This is a genomic window from Stutzerimonas stutzeri, assembly GCF_024448985.1.
Classification (GTDB): domain Bacteria; phylum Pseudomonadota; class Gammaproteobacteria; order Pseudomonadales; family Pseudomonadaceae; genus Stutzerimonas; species Stutzerimonas stutzeri_AP.
Map to the genome: position 1 here is coordinate 15,457 of NZ_JAMOII010000021.1, position 18,675 is coordinate 34,131.

Here is an 18,675-nt window from a genome sequence, read left to right on the forward strand (position 1 = left end):
GTAGAAACAGAAAGCCGGGCATCGTAGTGGTGCCCGGCTTTTTGCATGGCGTTGCCAGGCTAGACGCGATCCCGCTCCAGCAGTGGCTTCAGGAAGTGACCAGTGTGCGATTGGGCCATGGCTGCCACTTCCTCGGGCGTGCCGGTGGCGATGATCTGGCCGCCCTTGGAGCCGCCTTCGGGGCCGAGGTCCACAAGCCAGTCCGCCGTCTTGATCACGTCCAGGTTGTGCTCGATGACCACCACCGTATTGCCGTGATCGCGCAGGCGATGCAACACGTCCAGCAACTGCTGAATATCGGCGAAGTGCAACCCCGTAGTGGGCTCGTCGAGGATGTAAAGCGTCTTGCCCGTATCGCGCTTGGACAGCTCGCGAGACAGCTTCACCCGTTGCGCCTCGCCGCCGGACAGGGTGGTCGCGCTCTGGCCCAGCTTGATATAGGACAGCCCCACATCGATTAGCGTCTGCAGCTTGCGTGCGACGGCCGGCACCGGATCGAAGAATTCGCGCGCCTCTTCGATGGTCATGCCCAGCACTTCAGTGATGCTCTTGCCTTTGTACTTCACTTCCAGCGTTTCGCGGTTGTAGCGCTTGCCCTTGCACACATCACAGGGCACGTAGATGTCCGGTAGGAAGTGCATCTCCACCTTGATTACGCCATCGCCCTGGCAGGCTTCGCAGCGTCCGCCCTTGACGTTGAAGGAGAAGCGTCCGGGTCCGTATCCGCGTGAACGCGCTTCTGGAACGCCGGCGAAGAGCTCGCGGATCGGCGTGAACAGCCCGGTATAAGTAGCGGGATTCGAGCGCGGCGTGCGTCCGATCGGGCTCTGGTCAATGTCGACGACCTTGTCCAGGTGCTGCAGCCCGTCGAACGAATCATGGGGCGCCACCTCAAGAGTCGTCGCGCCGTTCAGGGCCGTGGCGGTGATCGGGAAAAGCGTGTTGTTGATCAGAGTCGACTTGCCCGAACCGGATACCCCGGTGATACAGGTGAGCAGGCCGACTGGAATCTCCAGATCGACGTTGCGCAGGTTGTTGCCGCGTGCGCCTTTAAGCCTGAGCAGCTTGTTGTTGTCGCGTGGAGTACGTTGCGCGGGATAGAGAATCTTCACCCGGCCTGAAAGATAGCCGCCAGTCAGTGAGGCTGGATTGTTCATCACCTCGTCCGGTGTGCCTTCGGCGACGATCTGTCCGCCATGCACGCCTGCACCGGGACCTATATCAACGACGTAATCGGCGAGGCGTATGGCGTCTTCATCGTGTTCGACAACGATCACCGTATTGCCGATGTCGCGCAGGTGACGCAGGGTGCCGAGCAGGCGTTCGTTGTCGCGCTGATGCAGGCCAATAGAGGGCTCGTCTAGGATGTACATGACCCCGACCAGGCCCGCGCCGATCTGGCTGGCTAGGCGAATGCGCTGAGCTTCGCCGCCGGACAGCGTGTCGGCGCTGCGGTCCAATGTAAGGTAGTCGAGCCCGACGTTGACCAGGAACTGCAGCCGTTCGCGGATCTCCTTGAGAATCTTGTCGGCGATCTCGCCGCGGCGGCCGGTGAGCGAGAGGCTGCCGAAATAGTCGGTGGCATCGCCGATCGGCAGACCGGTCACCGCCGGCAGGGTTTTATCGCCGACCCATACATGGCGTGCTTCACGGCGCAGTCGCGTACCGCGACATTCGGGGCAGGGCTGAGTGCTGAGGTATTTGCCCAGCTCTTCACGTACCGAATTGGATTCGGTTTCACGGTAGCGGCGCTCGAGGTTGGGGATGATTCCCTCGAAGGGGTGCGAACGTTTGTCGATATCGCCGCGATCGTTCAGATAGCGGAAATCCACGCTCTCCTTTCCGCTGCCGCGCAAGACCACTTTCTGCTGCTCTGCTGGCAGAGAGTCGAATGGCTCGTCGAGGCTGAAACCATAATGCGATGCGAGCGAACCGAGCATCTGGAAGTAATAGACATTGCGTCGATCCCAGCCACGAATGGCGCCCTCGGCCAGGGTCAGCTCGCCATTGACCAGGCGTTTGGCGTCGAAGAACTGTTTGACGCCCAGGCCATCGCAGGTCGGGCAGGCGCCGGCCGGGTTGTTGAACGAGAACAGCTTGGGTTCGAGCTCGCTGATCGAATGTCCACAAATCGGGCAGGCGAAGCGGGCGGAGAAGATCATCTCCTCGCTGTCATCGTCGTCGTCCATCGAGGCGACCAGCGCGATGCCGTCGGCAAGCTTGAGCGCCGTCTCGAAGGATTCGGCGAGACGCTGCTGCAGGTCGTTGCGCACCTTGAAGCGATCCACCACGACATCGATGGAATGCTTTTTCTGTTTGTCGAGTTTCGGCAGCTCGTCGAGCTCATAGAGCCGCCCGTTGACCCGCGCCCGCACGAAACCCTGCGCGCGCAGTTCGTCGAATACCGCCAGATGCTCACCCTTGCGCTCGCGAATGACGGGCGCGAGCAGCATCAGCTTACTGCCTTCCGATAGTGCCAACACCTGATCGACCATCTGGCTGACGGTCTGGGCTTCCAACGGGGCATCGTGATCCGGGCAGCGCGGCGTGCCTACACGCGCGTAAAGCAGGCGCAGGTAATCGTAGATCTCGGTGATGGTGCCGACGGTCGACCGGGGATTGTGCGAAGTCGACTTCTGCTCGATGGAGATGGCCGGGGAAAGGCCTTCGATGGTGTCGACGTCGGGCTTTTCCATCATCGACAGAAACTGCCGAGCGTAGGCCGAGAGCGATTCGACGTAGCGGCGCTGGCCTTCGGCATAAAGCGTATCGAAGGCCAGCGAGGACTTGCCGGAACCCGACAGGCCCGTGACTACGATCAGTTTGTCGCGCGGCAGTGTCAGGTCGATGTTTTTCAAGTTATGGGTACGAGCCCCACGAATCAGAATCTTGTCCAAAGCAGCCTCGCGTCGCGGGCGGAAACCCGAAATTATACGGCTTGGGGCGACACAGCGGCAAAGTAGCGAGCCTGTGCCGAACCGCGGGATGACTGTTAGAATCGCCGCCGGTTCATTCAGGCGAGACCCCACATGCAGGATCCCTACAGCGAGCGCATGAGCGCCAGCGAAACTCGCGCAGCATCTGGGCTGGCCCTGGTTTTCGCGTTTCGCATGCTCGGCATGTTCATGGTGCTGCCAGTCCTGGCGACCTATGGCATGGAGCTGCAGGGAGCCACACCGGCACTGATTGGTCTCGCTATAGGTGCCTATGGTTTGACCCAGGCGGTGCTACAAATTCCGTTCGGCATGCTTTCTGATCGAGTTGGCCGTCTGCCGGTGATCTACTTTGGCTTGCTGATCTTTGCCGCGGGTGCGGTACTCGCCGCGACGGCTGATTCCGTTTGGGGCGTCATCGCCGGCCGCGTGCTGCAGGGCGCCGGTGCCATTTCAGCAGCGGTGATGGCGCTGCTCTCGGATCTCACCCGCGAGCAGCATCGCACCAAGGCGATGGCGATGATCGGTATGAGCATTGGTGTTTCATTCGCGGTGGCGATGATTCTCGGGCCGCTGCTGACGCGTGCGTTCGGTCTGTCCGGCCTATTCTGGACGACGGCGGGGATGGCGCTGCTGGGTGTGCTGGTCGTTGCCACGCTGCCGCGCGCCCATCGTCATCTGCGCCATCGTGAGTCGGGTGTAGCCAGGCAGGCGCTCGGCGAGACGCTGCGTCATCCGAGCCTCCTGCGCCTGGATTTCAGTATCTTCGTATTGCATGCGATTCTCATGGCCAGTTTCGTCGCATTGCCGCTGGCCTTGGTGGACGAAGCGGCGCTGCCCAGGGATGAGCACTGGTGGGTCTATCTCACCGCCCTGGTGGTCGGATTCTTCGGCATGGTGCCCTTCATCATTTATGGCGAAAAAAAGCGACAGATGAAGCGCGTCGTCTTGGGCGCCGTGGGGGTTCTGCTATTCGCCGAGCTGTTCTTCTGGTGGCTCGGTAACGGACTCTGGGCATTGGTCGTCGGCATGATCGTGTTCTTCATCGCATTCAATCTGCTGGAAGCATCTTTGCCTTCGCTGATCAGCAAGGTGGCGCCGGCCGGTGGCAAGGGTACGGCGATGGGTGTTTACTCCACGAGCCAGTTTCTCGGTGCCGGTATTGGCGGCGTCCTGGGTGGATGGTTTTACCAGCAGGGCGGCCTTGCGCTGGTTTTCGCCGGCTGCGCCGTGCTTTGCGGGTTGTGGCTGATAGTGGTTTGGGGCATGCGCGAGCCGCCTTATGTCACCGGCTTGCGGCTGCCATTGTCGACCGATGCGCTACGTAACCCCGCGCTCGCCGAGCATATGTTGGCGGTGCCTGGAGTGTCGGATGCCGTGGTGATTGCCGATGAGTCGGCCGCCTACGTCAAGGTCGACATGCAGGTGCTGGATCGGGAAGCGCTCGACCGCCTGGTCGCCTGAACGCCCTTTCGCTGATGCTGGCCGGGCGCGCTTCTCGCTGCCGACTATGCCTCCGCTTGAGGCCATCCCGGTTGGCCGGCAAGGGGTGGTGAGGTAAGATTCACGGCCATTGGCTTTCGCCCCGTCACGGAGCGCTCTCCAGTGAGCCAACCCAAATTCATGTTCAAACAAAGGAGTTACCCATGGCCAGAGGGGTGAATAAAGTCATCTTGATCGGCAATGTCGGCGGCGACCCGGAAACCCGCTACATGCCCAATGGCAATGCGGTGACCAACATTACGCTGGCCACCACCGACAGCTGGAAGGACAAGCAGACCGGCCAGCAGCAAGAGCGCACCGAGTGGCACCGTGTCGTGTTGTTCGGCAAGGTCGCTGAAATCGCTGGCGAGTACCTGCGCAAGGGCTCGCAGTGCTACATCGAAGGCCGCCTGCAAACCCGCGAATGGGAAAAGGACGGCGTCAAGCGCTACACCACCGAGATCGTGGTTGATATGGGCGGCACCATGCAGCTGCTCGGCGGCCGTGGTGGCAGTTCCGACGATGCGCCGCGTCAATCCCAGCCGCGTCCGCAACGCGAGCCGCAACAGCAGTCGCGCCCGCAGTCTCAGCCGCAGCCAGCTCAGCAGCCGGCACCGGACTACGACAGCTTCGACGACGATATTCCGTTCTAGAGTTCTCTCCATGCGAATGCGCCTGATGCTGTTGGGCGGCGGCAATGCCCTGGGTCAGGCGCTGATCCGCCTCGGCGCCGAGGAAGATATAAGCTTCCTCGCACCGCGCCCGCCCGACCAGGGTTGGGACGCGCCCAGCCTGACCAAATTGCTCGACGACAATCGCCCGGATGTCGTGATCAACCTCGCCTATTATTTCGACTGGTTTCAGATCGGCCATGTCGATGAAATCGTGCTTGCCCATCAGGAGCGCGCGGTAGAGCGGTTGGCAGAGCTGTGTCAGCATCACGAGTTCGTACTGATGCAGCCGTCCAGTTACCGCGTGTTTGATGGCGCTCGCACCACCGCTTACAGCGAGAAGGACGAAGTGGCGCCGCTGGATGCGCGCAGCCGTGCGCTCTGGCGTATCGAGCAGAGCGTTCGCGCGCTCTGCCCGCGACACGTTCTGCTGCGGTTCGGTTGGTTGCTGGACGATAGTTCGGACGGTTTGCTGGGGCGGTTTCTGCAGCGTCTCGAACAGGACGAGGAGCTGTGTCTTGCTGATGACCGCCGTGGCAATCCGACGCCTGTCGACGATGCGGCGCGTGTCATCCTCGCCGTGCTGAAGCAACTAGACTGTCGGGCGCCGCTGTGGGGCACCTATCACTATGGCGGGCACGAGGCGTCGACGCCGTTGGTGGTCGGCCAGGCGCTGCTTGCCGAGGCGGCCCACCATCGTCAGTTGAAAATCGATAGCCTGACCCCGGTCGCGCACGCAAGCTGTCCAGACGCTCAGGACGAGCCGCAGCATGGTGTGCTGGCCTGCAAGAAAATATTCAATACTTTCGGAATCAAGCCGCGCGCCTGGCGTACCGGATTGCCGAGCCTGCTGGAGCGTTACTACCGACATGGTTGAATCACCGATTCTGGTTACCGGGGGCGCCGGCTTCATCGGCTCGAACCTCGTCGATGCATTGGTTGCTCGCGGCTATGCGGTACGGGTGTTGGACAACCTGTCCACGGGCAAACGCAGCAACCTGTCGGACGCTGCAGGCGTGGAGTTGATCGAAGGCGACGTCGCCGACGCACAGGTCGTGCGGCGGGCCGTTCGTGGTGTGCGGGCTGTGGTGCATCTGGCGGCCGTGGCGTCGGTGCAGGCATCGGTCGATGACCCGGTGGGCACGCACCAGAGCAATCTGGTTGGCACCTTGAACCTGTGCGAGGCCATGCGCGAGGAGGATATTCGCCGAGTCGTCTTTGCTTCGAGCGCTGCTGTCTACGGCAACAATGGTGAAGGGCAAGCCATCGATGAAGCCACGCCGAAGGCACCGTTGACGCCCTATGCGGCGGACAAGCTCGCCAGCGAGCACTACCTGGATTTCTACCGACGCCAGCATGGGCTGGAGCCGGTCGTCTTCCGGTTCTTCAACATCTTCGGTCCCCGCCAGGATCCTTCATCGCCGTACTCCGGGGTGATCAGCATTTTCACCGAGCGTGCGCAGAAAGGTCTGCCGATCGCGGTGTTCGGCGACGGCGAACAGACCCGCGATTTCCTGTACGTCGGTGATCTGGTCGAGGTGTTGGTGCAGGCGCTGGAGAGCACTGAAGTAGAGGCGGGTGCGATCAATGTCGGACTCAATCGCGCTACTTCGCTGAACGACTTGCTGGCGTCCATTAGCGATGTACTGGGCGGTCTGCCGCCGGTCAGTTACCAGGCGGCGCGAAGTGGCGATATCCGCCACTCGCGAGCCGACAATGCACGCCTGCTGCAGCGCTTTCGGTTGCCGGAGCCAGCCACCGATATGCGGATGGGGCTGGCGAAATTGCTGGATCGCTAACAAAGGATCATGAAATGACAAAGGCGCCCGAGGGCGCCTTTGCTTTGCTCAGCGCTCCGGTGGTCCGGTTTCGTCAGAACTTATAGCCGAGGCCGACCATGTAGACCATCGGGTCGACATCTACGTCGACCTTCACCTTGGCTCCGCCATAGCTCGTTGTGCCAGTCGTGTCGATATCGATATAGCGAACCTGAGCGTTGATCATCACGTTCTCGGTCAGCATGTAGTCCATGCCCATCTGGGCCGCCAGGCCCCATGAATCTTTCATGTCCAGCCCGTTGAAACCTTTGCCTTCAGCCTCGCTGGTGAGTTTGTCGTCAAAGAACCATGTGTAGTTGATCCCTGCGCCGACATAAGGCTGGAACGCGGACTTATTGTCGAGCGGGTAGTAAACGATGCTGAGGGTTGGTGGCAAATGCTTGAGTTCGCCCAGCTTTCCGTTCAAGCCTGCAAACGCGCCAGGCATTCCGGAAACACCAACGTCGTGGGTGAAGGGGCTTGCAGCGAGCAGCTCAATACCAATTTTATCGGTCAGCATATAAGCGAAGTTCAAGCCCAGTTGGGTGTCGCTATCGAGGGTGGCCTTTGTTCCCGCGACGCTAGTCGAAAGCGCACCTACATAGATATCGCCACTGTCTTCACGCGGATCAACGGTGATCGCGCCGGCGCGCAGGATCACATCGCCTGCCTGATGGGCCTGGGCGAAGGGGGCGGCGAGTGCGACGGCCAGCACTGAAGCGGTAAACAGGGTCTTGCGCATAATGAGCTCCATCGAGACGTGATCTGTTGCGTTGGAGCCATGGTAGGGCGCGATGCGCTGCCAAATATGATCCAGCTCAACGAAACGCTCCGCTTTGTCTGGGCTGCGACGTATTGCCCTGGGTTGCCTTCCTTTGTGCACCTAGATGATAATGTTTCTCTTTCGAGTTTGACCTTCGTCTGCAAGGATCCATTAATGCAAGCCCTTATCCCCCGCCTCTTGGCGGTCGCCGTGTTGCCATGCTGCGTTCAGCTTCACGCAGCTCCGCTGGATGCTGCACTGGACGAAAGTCAGCGTCTGGCAGCGGAGGCCAAGGCATCTCAAGCACGCATTGAGCAGCTCGACGATGCCACCCGGCAGATGCTCAACGACTATCGCAACGCTGTGCAGCAGGCGGAGGCGCTGGAAGCTTATAACAAGCAGCTAACCGAACTCACCGCGGGGCAACGTAAGGAACTCGAAGGATTTCAGCGTCAGCTGGACAGCATCGAGCGCACCCAGGAGGCCGTTGCGCCACAGATGGGGCGGATGATCGATGTGCTCGAGGAATTCATCGCGGCGGATCTGCCATTTCTTCCCGACGAGCGCGCCGACCGCCTGGCCAGCTTGCAGGACATGCAGGCGCGCGCGGATATCAGCCTGGCCGAGAAATACCGTCGAATCCTCGAGGCTTATCAGATCGAAAGCGATTACGGCAGAACGCTGGAAGCCTGGCGCGGCGAGCTGCCGGTCGAAGGTGGCAGCCGTAGCGTCGAATTTCTGCGCCTGGGACGGACGATGCTCTATTACCAGACGCTCGATGCGCATGAGAGCGGCTGGTGGAATCCCCAGGCCGGTGCGTGGGAGACGCTTGACGCAAGCGCACGCCGGCCAATCACCAAGGCAATCGCCATTGCGCGCCAGCAGCAAGCGCCCAGCTGGCTCGAATTGCCGGTGAAGACTCTGGCCAAGGAGGCGGCGCAATGAACCGTTTATTGACTCTTTTGCTGATCGGCTTGTTGCCGGCGCTGGCTCAGGCAGCCGAACCGCTGACCCCCGATCAGCTGCTGCAACGCATCCGCAGCGAGCGCGCCGCGGAAGTCGAAGCCATGCAGGCGCGTGAGCAGGCGTTTATTCAGAATCGCAGTGAGCAAGCGCAACTGCTGGCGCGTGCCAACGCCGCGCTTGAAAAGCAGAAGGCCGAAGCCGAGCGTCTGAAAGCCGAGTTCGATCGTCAGGAGGCCGAACTGGCCGAGCAGGAAACACTACTGGCACAGCGGGTGGGCCATCTCGGCGAGCTGTTCGGCGTGGTTCGCCAGAGCGCAGGTGATATCGCTGGCCAGTGGCAGGACAGCCTGCTCAATGCCCAGTATCCGGATCGGCTGGCGCGGCTGAAGGCGCTGGCCGAAAGTCGTGCGCTTCCGTCCGCAGAAGATCTGGATGGCTTCTGGATGACCTTGCTCGAGGACCTCGCCGCCAGTGGGCGAGTCGAGCGGGTTGAGCTACCGGTCGTGGGCGCCGACGGTCAGCGCAGCGTTGAATCGGTGCTGCGGATCGGTGCTTTCTCCGTCTTCACCGATGATGCCTTCCTGCGTTACGACAGTGATGCCGGCGAGCTCCTGGCTCCGGCACGGCAACCTGCCGGGTTGGGCTTGGTCGATGATTACCTGAGCAACAGCGACGCGCTGGCTACCCTCCCGATCGATCCAACCCGCGGCTCGTTGCTTGCACAGCTGCAGCGCCAGCCGCAGCTATGGGATCGGGTTCAGCAGGGCGGTTTGGTCGGCTGGGTCATTTTGGTGCTCGGCGCCATCGGCCTGCTGTTGGCGATCTGGCGCATGGTCTATCTGACTGGTGTCGGGCGCGCTGTGGGTCGGCAGATGAATGAGCTGAACAAGCCGCGCGATGACAACCCGCTGGGTCGCATCATTGGCGTCCTCGGACCTAAGCCGCAACTGTCCGATCTGGAAACCCTCGAACTGAAACTCGACGAAGCGATTCTTCAGGAAACGCCGCCGCTGGAGCGTGGACAGCCGCTGCTCAAATTGTTGGCCGCCGTCGCGCCGCTGCTCGGGTTGCTGGGTACCGTGACCGGCATGATCGTGACCTTCCAAGCCATCACCCAAAGCGGTGGCGGTGACTCGCGGCTGATGGCCGACGGCATCTCCCAGGCGCTGGTGACTACGGTGCTGGGGCTGGTTGTGGCGATTCCGCTGTTGTTTCTGCATAGCTTGCTGGCCAGCCGCAGCAAGGCGCTGATTCAATTGCTGGAACAACAAAGCGCTGGCCTGATAGCGCTGCATTTGTCGGGAACACCGCGCCGTGACTGATCTGCACGGTAGCTGGCTGCGTCTGGTCGACAGCGGACACGCGCTGCTCGACTTCATGGCTGCGGGTGGCGTGGTGATGTGGGCGCTGGCCGGCTTGTGCGTGCTCTATTGGACGCTGGTGTTCGAGCGCCTGTGGTTCATGCGCCGGGTCTTTCCGCGTTGGGCCGAGACACGTCGCCAGGCTTGGGCGCGGCTGGGCGATGAGCCCGGCAGCTGGCAGCGCGCGGTACGCAGTACCTGGCTGGCTCAGGCCCAGCAGCAGCTCTCTGGCCCTTTGCGGATGAGTAAGACACTGGTGGCGATGTGTCCGCTGCTCGGCCTGCTTGGCACCGTCAGCGGCATGATCGCGGTATTCGATGTGCTGGCGCTCAACGGCACCGGCAACCCTCGTGGCATGGCTGCGGGCGTCTGGCAGGCGACCCTGCCGACAATGGCTGGCATGGTGCTAGCCATCACTGGACTGTTCAGCCTGGCGCGCCTCGAGCGAATCGCGCGACTGGCTCTGGACCGGCTGGCCGACCAGCTGCGTCACGATTGAGGATTACTGGATGCGTATGCGTCGTCACCACCAGCAGGAAGAAGACACCGGCATCGACCTGACGCCGATGCTCGACGTGGTCTTCATCATGCTGATTTTCTTCATCGTCACCAGCTCCTTCATCAAGGAGTCCGGTGTCGAGGTTCAACGCCCGCAGGCCGATACCGCCAGCGCGCAGGACAAGGGCAACATCCTGATTGCGGTAACGGCTGAAGGTCAGGTCTGGATAGATAAGCAGGCGGTGGATGTACGCAGCGTGCGTGCGCATGTCGAGCGCATGCGTGTCGATCAGCCTGAGGGCGCCGTGGTGGTGCAAGCCGATCAGGATGCGCGCACCGGGCTCGTGGTTCAGGTCATGGATCAGGCGCGTCTGGCCGGGGTCCGGGACGTGGCGCTCGCTGCCAGTTCGGGAGTGCAATGATGGTCCGCGGGCTGGGCCGGATCGGGTTGTCCTTCGTCGCCGCTTGTGTGGTGGCGTTGCTGTTGTTCGCCTTGATGTTGAGCATGGTCACCCCGCCGCGCAGTGAAGTGGCAGACGATCCAGTAGCGATCGCCAACTTCGTGCGCATGGACAGCCGCAACGAAAGCGCCTCGACTCGTTCGCGACAGCAGGCTCCAGAGCCGCCGCAACCGAAGACACCACAACCGCCAACCCCGCCCACGCCGAGCATGGCCAGCCCAAGCGCCAACCTGCCGAAACTCGACCTGCAGCTGCCGAACATCGACAGCGGGCTATCCGTCGCCAGCGCGCCAGCACCCAGCCTGAGCGGCCTGACCGCGGCGGCACCGGCCGCCACGCCGGCTCCTGCGCCCACTGCGGCCGCGGTCGCGGATACGGCGGCGCAGTCCGGCGGCCCAGAGCAGGAAGTCATGCCGCTGAACGATGTCCGCCCCGAATATCCGTACCGCGCGCGCCAGCGTGGCATCGAAGGTCATATCAAACTCGCCTTCACCATCACGGCTGCGGGCAAAGTCGAGAACATCCGTGTTCTGGAAGCCTCGCCACGCAATGTGTTCGATCGTGAAGCGCGCCGTGCCGCCGCGCGCTGGCGTTTCGCGCCGCGTACCGAAAACGGCGCGGCGGTATCGCGTGAAGCGGTAAAAACTCTGCACTTCCGCCTGCAAGGAGAACGCTGACATGCCTCGTTTGCTGCTGTTGATCTCATTGTTGTTCGCTGTCTCGACGCAGGCGGCCCAGACCATCGATCCGCTGGTGTTCAAGGCGCTTGAGCGCGCGCAGACCGCGCAGGAAAAAGGCGATTACAGCGCCGCGCGAAACGCGCTTACGCAAGCCGAGGCCAAAGTCGGCAGTGTCGAAGAGGCGCTGTTGTGGCGCAGCCGGGCTTATCTGGCCTGGGCCGAAGGCAACAACCGCCAGGCGCTGGAGTTGCTCGACAAGGCGATCACGAGCGGCAAACTGGACGAGGCGATGCTGCCCAACGAGCGGCTCAATCTGGCGAAACTCAATCTGATCGAGCGACGTTATGCCAAGGTGATCAGCCTGCTGGGTTCGCCGGCCCAGGCAAGCGAGGAAGTACTGCAAATGCTGGTGCAGGCCTATCAGGGTCTTGGCCAGCACAGTAAGGCGTTGCCGCTGGCCGAGCGCTATGTGCAGGCCAACCCCAACGCGGCGGATACCTGGCTGCAATTCCTGGTTGCTGGCAATGCCGAACTGAAGCGTTACGAGACAGCGGAGCGGTGGCAGCGCAAGTTGCTGTCGCGCCATCCGAATGAGGCCAAGATCTGGCGTCAACTGGCCGGGCTGCAACAGATGGCGGGTGATGAGGACAAGGCGCTTGCCACGCTGCGTGCCGCGCATGCCAAGGGTCTGCGTTTCAGCGAGGCGGAGTTGGATAATCTGGTGCTGCTTGCCAGCGCTGCGGATCAGCCCTGGCAGGGTGCCAAGCTGCTTGAAGGCATGCTTGAGTCGCGTTTGTTGGCGAGCAATGCCAGACGTCAGGAGCGCTTGGGCATGCTCTGGTGGCAGGCGCGCGAGCGCGCTGCTGCCGCGACGATCTATCGTCAGCTGGCCGCGCAGACGGCGAGCGCCAAGTTTTGGATGAACGTGGCTCAGCTGGAGCTTGAGCAGGCCCGCTGGCAGGCCGGGCTTGACGCTCTGAAACAAGCCGAGCGTGCCGGAGCAGAGCGGCGCCAGGTACGCGCTTGGCGTGAATGGGCCGAAGGTGAGCTGAGTTTCGAGCGCGAGCGTCAGATCGCACGCGTCAACTGAAATGTAGGCGAGTCATCTCGTAGGGTGCGCTCTGCGCACCGACGTTGATGTATGTGGATGCCCCCCTCCGGATCATTTCGCTCTTTGATCCGCTCGGTGCGTGGAACGCACCCTAGCTTCGCACCCGGCGCGCCGCGTCCCCAGGAAGCGGATAGCACTGCTTACTTATTCCAGTTCGTAGAAATAGATTTTCTCTGCCGACATCCGATACCCGGCTTCGGCCAATTCGCTGCTGGCGTGCTCGACGCTAAGCGGACCTTCGATCCAGAAGGGCTGATAGAGCTGATCGACCTTCACACCCAACTCGCTGGTGGCATGCACGATCTGGTTCGAGGGTGGCGGTGGGACGTGAATGCACGCACCGAAATAAGGCACCAGCAGGAATTCGGTAACGCGACCGTCCTCGCTCATGTCCAACGGCACGATATAGCCCGGCAACTTCGCCTGGATGCCGTCCAGTGCCTCGACCACTGGTGCGGCGGGAGATTGTTGCATGGCCGCTGGACCGGTTTCGGCAGCCAGCGCATCGGCCAGTTGCGACATGTCGTGCATCGCGACGGGAGGCGGGGGTGGGGGTGCGTCGGCGGGAATTAGGTCCGACCACTGCAACTCGCGCACCTCGGCGATTGCGAGATTGGCCGCAAGGGTCAGCAGGACGGCAAGCAACAGATTTGGCACGGTCATCCTCATAGTCGTATCGACAGGCCATCGGCCAGCGACTGCCGGTAAGCACGCCAGGCTGGTACGCAGCCGATCAGCAGCCCGGCCAGCAGTATCGCGGCAAGCAGCGACCATTCATAAGCGCTGGGCCAAGCCAGCGGCAGGTAGAGGCCGTACTTGGCCTGCAGCGGCGTCTGGGCCACGGCGATGGCTACATATAGCAATAACAGCCCGAGCAGCACACCGGCCAGCGCCAGGCTGAAGGCCTCGGCCACCAGCAGGCCGCCAATATGCCAGGGCCGAGCGCCCACCGAACGCAGGATCGCCATCTCCCGGCGCCGCTCGTTGAGGCTGGTCAGGATCGCCGTCAGCATTCCGATGAGTCCGGTCAGCACGACAAACAGTGAAACCACGAACAGTGCCTTTTCCGCCGTGCCCATCAGGCTCCAGAGCTCCTGCAGGGCGACGCCGGGCAGGATCGCCAGCAGCGGCTCGCCGCGATACTGGTTGATCTCGCGCTGCAGGGTAAAAGTCGCGATCTTGCTGTTCAGGCCGAGCAGAAACGCGGTGATCTGTTGGGGTTGCAGCGTGAGCTGGCGCGCCTGTTCGGCATCGATGCGGGCAGCGCCCTGCGCCGGCATGCCGTTCTGCCAGTCGATGTGCAGCGCTTCCATACCGGCCAGGTTGATGTGCAAGGTGCGATCGACCGGTGTCCCAGTGCGTTGCAGGATGCCCACCACACGGAACGGTTTGTCATCGTGCTTGATCAGGCTGACCGTCGCGACTCCGTGTGCCAGCACCAGCTGTTCGTCCAGCGTGTAGTCCAATGCACGCGCGACTTCGGCGCCAAGGACCACTTCGAAGGGATCGTCGGCAAAGGGCCGGCCTTCGGCAAGTTGCAGGGGTTGCTTGCGGCCGTAGCGGTAATGCTCGAAATAGTCGGCGCTGGTGCCCAGCACGCGATAGCCACGGTGGGAGTCACCCAGCGAGATGGGAACCGCCCAGTCCACCTGGGGATGCTCGGCGAAATGCTCGAAGCTGCCCCAGCGAATGTTGTTGGTCGCGTTGCCGATACGAAACACCGAATACAGCAACAGATTCACCGAGCCGGAGCGGGCGCCGACGATCAGGTCGGTGCCGCTGATGGTGCTGGCAAAACTGGCGCGGGCTTCGGTGCGCACGCGCTCGACTGCCAGCAACAGGCACACCGACAGGGCGATGGCGAACACCGTGAGCAGGGCGGTGAAACGGCGATTGATCAGGCTCGCCAGGGCCAGGCGCAACAGGTACACGATCAGGTCTCCGCGGCGCGGCTGGCGCGGTTGAGGTCGCTCAGCGACAGGCTGCGGTCGAACAGCGGCGCCAGGCTTTGGTCATGGCTGACGAACAACAGGCTCGAACCGGCTTCGCGGCATTCGGCGAACAACAGTTGGAGAAAGGCTTCGCGGCTGTCTGCATCCAGCGCCGAGGTGGGTTCGTCGGCGATTACCAGCTCCGGTTGGCCGATCAACGCACGCGCCGCGGCAACACGTTGCTGCTGTCCGATGGATAGTGCTTCGGCGCGTCGTTCGAACAACGCTTCGGATAATCCAAGATGCACTAACAGGCTCGCAGTCGCCTGCGCAACGCTACCGTGACGCTGACGGGCACGCTCGGCACGCAGTGTCGAAAAGCGGCAAGGCAGGCTCACATTTTCAGCGACCGAAAGAAATGGCAGCAGATTGAACTGCTGAAAGATATAGCCGGTGTGGTCGACTCGATAGCGATCCCGTGCACCGGAAGACAGCGTGGCGAGATCCGAACCGAGCAGGCGAACCGTTCCGCGCTGGGCTTTCTGCACGCCGCCTATCAGGCCGAGCAGTGTAGTTTTGCCGCTGCCGGACGGTCCTTTGAGAAACAAACTCTGGTTTCGCTCCAGTTCGAAACGAGGGATGTCGAGCAGTTCCGCCTGGCCAGGCCAGGCGAAGCCGAGTTCGTGAATTTCAAGCAGCGGAGCGGTCATTGATGATCTGAGTCGTTACGGGGAGTCGGGAGTTTACTGGCTCATGATCGGGTTGCGGCAGGCCGCGCCGGGTCAGAAGTCCAGCTGTGGATGTTCAGTAGTCAGCTGCGCGCCGCGCTGGCCGTTCGGACCGATCAGTTGTGTCTGGATCTGCTCGGTAGCCGGAAAGGCTTCAAACAGCCTCTGCAGATTGATTCCCTGCAGCGCCTCGGGATTCGCGCAGTCATAGCGGTAGCGAGCGTGAATGTCGCTGTGCTGGCTGTCATGGTCGTGATGTTCATGCGCGTGCTCAGCCGTTTCGGCGTTTGAGTGGAACAGCGGGCTCTCCAGCGCGACCGTTTTCAACGCGCAGCCGGCGGACGCAGGTAAACCAAGCAGTGCGGCTGGCTGTTCCAGCTGCTTGTGCGCATCGGCGACCTTGCGCTCGTCCGCCGCGCTGCCCGGCGCATGCTCGAAGCCGACCAGGTTTATCGCCGGGCTGCGCAGTTCGATGTCCAGCTCAGCGCGCTCCAGTGCGACATCCAGCTCCGCCGCGCCATGTACATGGGCGCCCAGGTTGCCGTGTTGATGATCAGGTGCCGGGTGTGCCTGTGCGAGGGTGGATAAAAGGATGAGGGGTAGTGCGAGTGAAAGGTAATGCATGGCGAGCTCCTGGCCTTGAAGTCGTTACGTTATAACAAAGGTGTGCCAAGACTGGCCAGCCCGTCGAAAGTCATGTGACCATGCCGTGGCTTTTCGGGAGATGAGAAATGATTCGAATTCGTGGGCATATCGGTGAGCTGCCGGTGGATCTGAGTGTGGAACTGAATGAACAGGATTGGGCGCAGCTGGCGCGGCAGCTGCCGGCGAGCGCCAATGTGCAGAGTATGCAGGCAGTGACCGAAGACGGCATCGATCCGCACTGGCTCGGCGCTCAGCAATTGTTACGCGATGTGGGGCGGATGGAGGGGCCGCAGCTGTTGGCCGAGCTGGAAGCCCTGAGCGGCAGCGCGCAGGCGGCGAAGCGCCTGCTGGTGCGTCTGCGCCATAACGCTCAGGTCAAGGTGCAGAGCAGCGCCGACGCACCGATCTACAGCTGGGTAGGAAAGGCGGAATGATTACTCAGAGACGACTTGCCTGAAAGGTGTCGCAGCGGCCCGGCTCGCCACTGTCGAAGCCGGTACGAAACCACCTTACCCGCTGCGCCGAGGTGCCATGGGTGAAGGCATCCGGCACGACGCGCCCTTGGCTCTGCTTCTGCAGATTGTCGTCGCCGATGGCATTGGCCGCGTTCAGCGCTTCCTCCAGGTCGCCTTCTTCGAGCCAATCATGGCGCTGCTGCGCATGGTACGCCCAGACACCCGCGAAGCAATCGGCCTGCAGCTCCTGGCGAACCAGCAAACCGTTGTCGCCTTCCATGCGGGCACCACGCTGGCGTGCGGCCTGCATCTGCTGAGACACGCCTAGCAACGTCTGCACGTGATGACCCACTTCGTGAGCGATGACATACGCCTGAGCGAAATCGCCTGCCGCGGAGAAGCGTGAGGCCATCTCGTCGAAGAATTGCAGATCAAGGTAAACCTGACGGTCGCCCGGGCAATAGAAGGGCCCGACCGCAGAACTGGCGAAGCCACATGCCGAATTGACACCGCCACGGAAGAGCACCAGCGTTGGGTCGCGGTACTGCGAGCCGGATTGCTGAAATAAGGCGCGCCAGGTGTCTTCGGTATCACCCAGGATCGCCTGGACGAAGGCCACTTGCGGATCGTCGCCGCGCGCCGGTGTGTCGCTCTGCTGAGTGGGAGCCGGACCAGCCTGGTTCGCCAGCTGGCCAAGAATCTGCAGCGGGTCCTGGCCGGACAGCAATCCGATCACGACCACCACCGCCACGCCCGCCAGACTCAGGCGCCCGCCACCGATGCCGCCGCGTCGGCCGTGGGCATCCACCACGTTGTCACTGCGCCGTGCTTTCTTCCAACGCATACATGAGTCCTTCTACCAGACAGTGCTGGTGGATAGACCCCTCGTGCTGGTCGCTAATTCAGCCGGCAGCTTGCGCTTCGTCTGTTTTCGCTCAGCGCACCGGGTAGTCGGCGAGTACCGATTCGTCGCCGCTTTTGCTCAAGCCGATCACCTTGTAGGCATCCTTGCGGTCGCCCATTTCCATACCTGGAGAACCCATGGGCATGCCGGGCACGGCCGCGCCGATCAGATCCGGCTGGGCGCGAAGCTTGAGAATATCGCTGGCGGGCACGTGGCCTTCGACGAATTTGCCGTCGATCACGCCGGTGTGGCAGGAGCCCAATCGGTGCGGAACGCCAAGCTTGGCTTTGACCGATGCCATGTCGGTTTCGACGTGATCGGTCACTTCGAAGCCGTTTTCCTCCAGATGCTTGATCCAGGACTTACAGCAGCCGCAGTTGGCGTCGCGGTGCACGTCGATGGCGATGGGCTCGGCTGCCTGAGCGAGGCTGGCGAAAAGGGCGGTAGCGAACAGGAGACGGCGCATAAGAATTCCTCCGGGCGGGGTTGGCGGCAGCATACCGCCAAGACGTAGCCGTGCCCAAGTATCGGCCTGTGTGCAAATGTCGCAGTTTCGGGCGCATTGGTTTAGTTATGGGGCGAACCAAAGCGGGGCGTTTCGGTCCGATGACCACTGTGGTGCGCAGCCGCTATCAGGAGAGTTTTCGATGCGTTTTGCCCGTTTCGTTCTGATTGTTCAGGCCGTAGTAATGATTGGTTTGAGCCTGGCTTATTGGCTGCGGCCTTATGAAATGGCCAATCTGAACGGGATGCTGCTGATGGAGACCGCCTCGGTCAGCCATATGCGCGTCTATTACGGTGGGTTGCAGTTGGGACTGGCGCTGTTTCTGCTCTGGGCCATGCGCGCGCCGGAGCGTGTCCGGACGGCGCTGACGATGCTGGTTATTACTATGCTGGCGCTGGTTGCGGGACGGTTAGGTTCCTTGTGGCTGGACGGCGGCGAGTTGATCGGTTTCGACCTGGCCTCGTTGATCTATCGGGTAGGTGCCGCATTGCTCGCTGCAGTCGCGTTGCTGCTGATGCGTGAACGCCCGGTGGGTGAGCCTGTTGCCGAACCGGAAGTGGACCCCCGGCCCAAACGGCCTCTGATCGATGACGGGCCGCCCAAGCCGTTTCGCCTGGGTGACGGACCAGCGGCGCCAGCCGACCCTGAGCCTGCGTCAGGCCTTGAGCCGTTTCGGCGGGGTGATCCAGGCGGCCCATCGCTGGAAACGACGCCGGATTCGCCCGTCAGATAACCAGTCCGCAGCGTTGCTGCTGGGTTCAGGC

Annotated in this window: 20 protein-coding genes; 12 read left to right on the plus strand and 8 right to left on the minus strand. The window is 62.1% G+C overall.

The window, feature by feature from the left end:
- Window positions 1–59 precede the first annotated feature (59 nt).
- On the minus strand, window positions 60–2,897 hold the full coding sequence (uvrA, locus tag NA647_RS17150) for an excinuclease ABC subunit UvrA (protein WP_256058770.1): 2,838 nt from the start codon (window positions 2,895–2,897) through the stop codon (window positions 60–62).
- A gap of 132 nt (window positions 2,898–3,029) precedes the next feature.
- Between uvrA and NA647_RS17155 the strand changes: the two genes are divergently transcribed.
- From NA647_RS17155 to NA647_RS17170, 4 genes are all read left to right on the plus strand, one after another.
- A complete protein-coding gene (locus tag NA647_RS17155) occupies window positions 3,030–4,397 on the plus strand; it encodes an MFS transporter (RefSeq protein WP_256049937.1) in 1,368 nt (455 codons plus the stop codon).
- 182 nt (window positions 4,398–4,579) lie between these two features.
- On the plus strand, window positions 4,580–5,068 hold the full coding sequence (locus NA647_RS17160; RefSeq protein WP_131651924.1) for a single-stranded DNA-binding protein: 489 nt from the start codon (window positions 4,580–4,582) through the stop codon (window positions 5,066–5,068).
- 10 nt (window positions 5,069–5,078) lie between these two features.
- The gene (locus NA647_RS17165) at window positions 5,079–5,963 is read left to right on the plus strand and encodes a sugar nucleotide-binding protein (RefSeq protein ID WP_256058771.1); all 885 of its coding nucleotides are present in this window, start codon (window positions 5,079–5,081) and stop codon (window positions 5,961–5,963) included.
- Window positions 5,956–6,885: an NAD-dependent epimerase/dehydratase family protein gene (locus NA647_RS17170; RefSeq protein WP_256058772.1), complete on the plus strand. Its 930-nt coding sequence runs from the start codon at window positions 5,956–5,958 to the stop codon at window positions 6,883–6,885. The genes NA647_RS17165 and NA647_RS17170 overlap by 8 nt, the downstream gene beginning before the upstream one ends.
- A 73-nt stretch (window positions 6,886–6,958) precedes the next feature.
- Here the strand turns inward: NA647_RS17170 and NA647_RS17175 are convergent, their stop codons facing one another.
- Entirely contained in the window at window positions 6,959–7,645 is a 687-nt protein-coding gene (locus NA647_RS17175) for an OmpW/AlkL family protein (protein WP_256058773.1), read from the minus strand.
- A gap of 195 nt (window positions 7,646–7,840) precedes the next feature.
- On the opposite strand from NA647_RS17175, the gene NA647_RS17180 reads away from it, so the two are divergent.
- From NA647_RS17180 to NA647_RS17205, 6 genes are read left to right on the plus strand one after another with little or no spacing between them, the layout of a single operon-like run.
- Window positions 7,841–8,611, plus strand: coding sequence for a DUF3450 domain-containing protein (locus NA647_RS17180; RefSeq protein WP_256049941.1), 771 nt, complete (start codon window positions 7,841–7,843; stop codon window positions 8,609–8,611).
- Window positions 8,608–9,954: a MotA/TolQ/ExbB proton channel family protein gene (locus NA647_RS17185; RefSeq protein WP_256058774.1), complete on the plus strand. Its 1,347-nt coding sequence runs from the start codon at window positions 8,608–8,610 to the stop codon at window positions 9,952–9,954. The genes NA647_RS17180 and NA647_RS17185 overlap by 4 nt, the downstream gene beginning before the upstream one ends.
- The gene (locus tag NA647_RS17190; protein ID WP_256058775.1) at window positions 9,947–10,492 is read left to right on the plus strand and encodes a MotA/TolQ/ExbB proton channel family protein; all 546 of its coding nucleotides are present in this window, start codon (window positions 9,947–9,949) and stop codon (window positions 10,490–10,492) included. Before NA647_RS17185 ends, NA647_RS17190 begins: the two co-directional genes overlap by 8 nt.
- A 10-nt stretch (window positions 10,493–10,502) precedes the next feature.
- On the plus strand, window positions 10,503–10,913 hold the full coding sequence (locus NA647_RS17195) for an ExbD/TolR family protein (protein WP_131651917.1): 411 nt from the start codon (window positions 10,503–10,505) through the stop codon (window positions 10,911–10,913).
- Window positions 10,913–11,629 carry an energy transducer TonB gene (locus tag NA647_RS17200; RefSeq protein WP_256058802.1) on the plus strand — a complete coding sequence of 239 codons (717 nt, stop codon included), beginning with the start codon at window positions 10,913–10,915 and terminating at the stop codon, window positions 11,627–11,629. The genes NA647_RS17195 and NA647_RS17200 overlap by 1 nt, the downstream gene beginning before the upstream one ends.
- A 1-nt stretch (window position 11,630) precedes the next feature.
- On the plus strand, window positions 11,631–12,722 hold the full coding sequence (locus NA647_RS17205; protein WP_256058776.1) for a tetratricopeptide repeat protein: 1,092 nt from the start codon (window positions 11,631–11,633) through the stop codon (window positions 12,720–12,722).
- Between the two features lie 165 nt (window positions 12,723–12,887).
- Here NA647_RS17205 and NA647_RS17210 read toward each other — a convergent pair whose 3' ends face one another.
- The 4 genes from NA647_RS17210 to NA647_RS17225 all read right to left on the minus strand — a co-directional run bounded on the left by NA647_RS17210 (window position 12,888) and on the right by NA647_RS17225 (window position 16,026).
- Complete coding sequence (locus NA647_RS17210) at window positions 12,888–13,400, minus strand: DUF3299 domain-containing protein (RefSeq protein ID WP_256058803.1); 513 nt, start codon at window positions 13,398–13,400, stop codon at window positions 12,888–12,890.
- An 8-nt stretch (window positions 13,401–13,408) separates the two neighbouring features.
- On the minus strand, window positions 13,409–14,674 hold the full coding sequence (locus NA647_RS17215; RefSeq protein ID WP_256058777.1) for an ABC transporter permease: 1,266 nt from the start codon (window positions 14,672–14,674) through the stop codon (window positions 13,409–13,411).
- A gap of 2 nt (window positions 14,675–14,676) precedes the next feature.
- Window positions 14,677–15,384 (minus strand): ABC transporter ATP-binding protein, encoded by a 708-nt coding sequence (locus NA647_RS17220; protein ID WP_256058778.1) that lies wholly within the window; start codon window positions 15,382–15,384, stop codon window positions 14,677–14,679.
- A 72-nt stretch (window positions 15,385–15,456) separates the two neighbouring features.
- Complete coding sequence (locus tag NA647_RS17225; protein WP_256058779.1) at window positions 15,457–16,026, minus strand: DUF2796 domain-containing protein; 570 nt, start codon at window positions 16,024–16,026, stop codon at window positions 15,457–15,459.
- A 107-nt stretch (window positions 16,027–16,133) separates the two neighbouring features.
- Between NA647_RS17225 and NA647_RS17230 the strand changes: the two genes are divergently transcribed.
- On the plus strand, window positions 16,134–16,481 hold the full coding sequence (locus NA647_RS17230) for a hypothetical protein (RefSeq protein WP_256058780.1): 348 nt from the start codon (window positions 16,134–16,136) through the stop codon (window positions 16,479–16,481).
- Window positions 16,482–16,485: 4 nt separating this feature from the next.
- On the opposite strand, the gene ypfJ is transcribed toward NA647_RS17230, so the two are convergent.
- Both ypfJ and NA647_RS17240 read right to left on the minus strand, forming a co-directional pair.
- Window positions 16,486–17,346 carry a KPN_02809 family neutral zinc metallopeptidase gene (gene ypfJ, locus NA647_RS17235; RefSeq protein ID WP_256058781.1) on the minus strand — a complete coding sequence of 287 codons (861 nt, stop codon included), beginning with the start codon at window positions 17,344–17,346 and terminating at the stop codon, window positions 16,486–16,488.
- A 91-nt stretch (window positions 17,347–17,437) separates the two neighbouring features.
- A complete protein-coding gene (locus tag NA647_RS17240; RefSeq protein ID WP_256058782.1) occupies window positions 17,438–17,872 on the minus strand; it encodes a DUF411 domain-containing protein in 435 nt (144 codons plus the stop codon).
- 181 nt (window positions 17,873–18,053) lie between these two features.
- Between NA647_RS17240 and NA647_RS17245 the strand changes: the two genes are divergently transcribed.
- Window positions 18,054–18,644, plus strand: a complete 591-nt coding sequence (locus NA647_RS17245) for a DUF4345 domain-containing protein (RefSeq protein WP_256058783.1) — start codon at window positions 18,054–18,056, stop codon at window positions 18,642–18,644.
- Window positions 18,645–18,675 lie beyond the last annotated feature (31 nt).

Bases quoted from the DNA above. Each gene is read 5' to 3' on its own strand.
- ypfJ (WP_256058781.1), bottom strand. From the start codon at position 17,346: ATGCGTTGGAAGAAAGCACGGCGCAGTGACAACGTGGTGGATGCCCAC.
- NA647_RS17200 (WP_256058802.1), top strand. From the start codon at position 10,913: ATGGTCCGCGGGCTGGGCCGGATCGGGTTGTCCTTCGTCGCCGCTTGT.
- NA647_RS17245 (WP_256058783.1), top strand. From the start codon at position 18,054: ATGCGTTTTGCCCGTTTCGTTCTGATTGTTCAGGCCGTAGTAATGATT.
- NA647_RS17175 (WP_256058773.1), bottom strand. From the start codon at position 7,645: ATGCGCAAGACCCTGTTTACCGCTTCAGTGCTGGCCGTCGCACTCGCC.
- NA647_RS17185 (WP_256058774.1), top strand. From the start codon at position 8,608: ATGAACCGTTTATTGACTCTTTTGCTGATCGGCTTGTTGCCGGCGCTG.
- NA647_RS17225 (WP_256058779.1), bottom strand. From the start codon at position 16,026: ATGCATTACCTTTCACTCGCACTACCCCTCATCCTTTTATCCACCCTC.
- NA647_RS17230 (WP_256058780.1), top strand. From the start codon at position 16,134: ATGATTCGAATTCGTGGGCATATCGGTGAGCTGCCGGTGGATCTGAGT.
- NA647_RS17240 (WP_256058782.1), bottom strand. From the start codon at position 17,872: ATGCGCCGTCTCCTGTTCGCTACCGCCCTTTTCGCCAGCCTCGCTCAG.
- NA647_RS17205 (WP_256058776.1), top strand. From the start codon at position 11,631: ATGCCTCGTTTGCTGCTGTTGATCTCATTGTTGTTCGCTGTCTCGACG.
- NA647_RS17155 (WP_256049937.1), top strand. From the start codon at position 3,030: ATGCAGGATCCCTACAGCGAGCGCATGAGCGCCAGCGAAACTCGCGCA.
- NA647_RS17180 (WP_256049941.1), top strand. From the start codon at position 7,841: ATGCAAGCCCTTATCCCCCGCCTCTTGGCGGTCGCCGTGTTGCCATGC.
- NA647_RS17220 (WP_256058778.1), bottom strand. From the start codon at position 15,384: ATGACCGCTCCGCTGCTTGAAATTCACGAACTCGGCTTCGCCTGGCCT.
- NA647_RS17170 (WP_256058772.1), top strand. From the start codon at position 5,956: ATGGTTGAATCACCGATTCTGGTTACCGGGGGCGCCGGCTTCATCGGC.
- NA647_RS17160 (WP_131651924.1), top strand. From the start codon at position 4,580: ATGGCCAGAGGGGTGAATAAAGTCATCTTGATCGGCAATGTCGGCGGC.
- NA647_RS17165 (WP_256058771.1), top strand. From the start codon at position 5,079: ATGCGAATGCGCCTGATGCTGTTGGGCGGCGGCAATGCCCTGGGTCAG.
- NA647_RS17195 (WP_131651917.1), top strand. From the start codon at position 10,503: ATGCGTATGCGTCGTCACCACCAGCAGGAAGAAGACACCGGCATCGAC.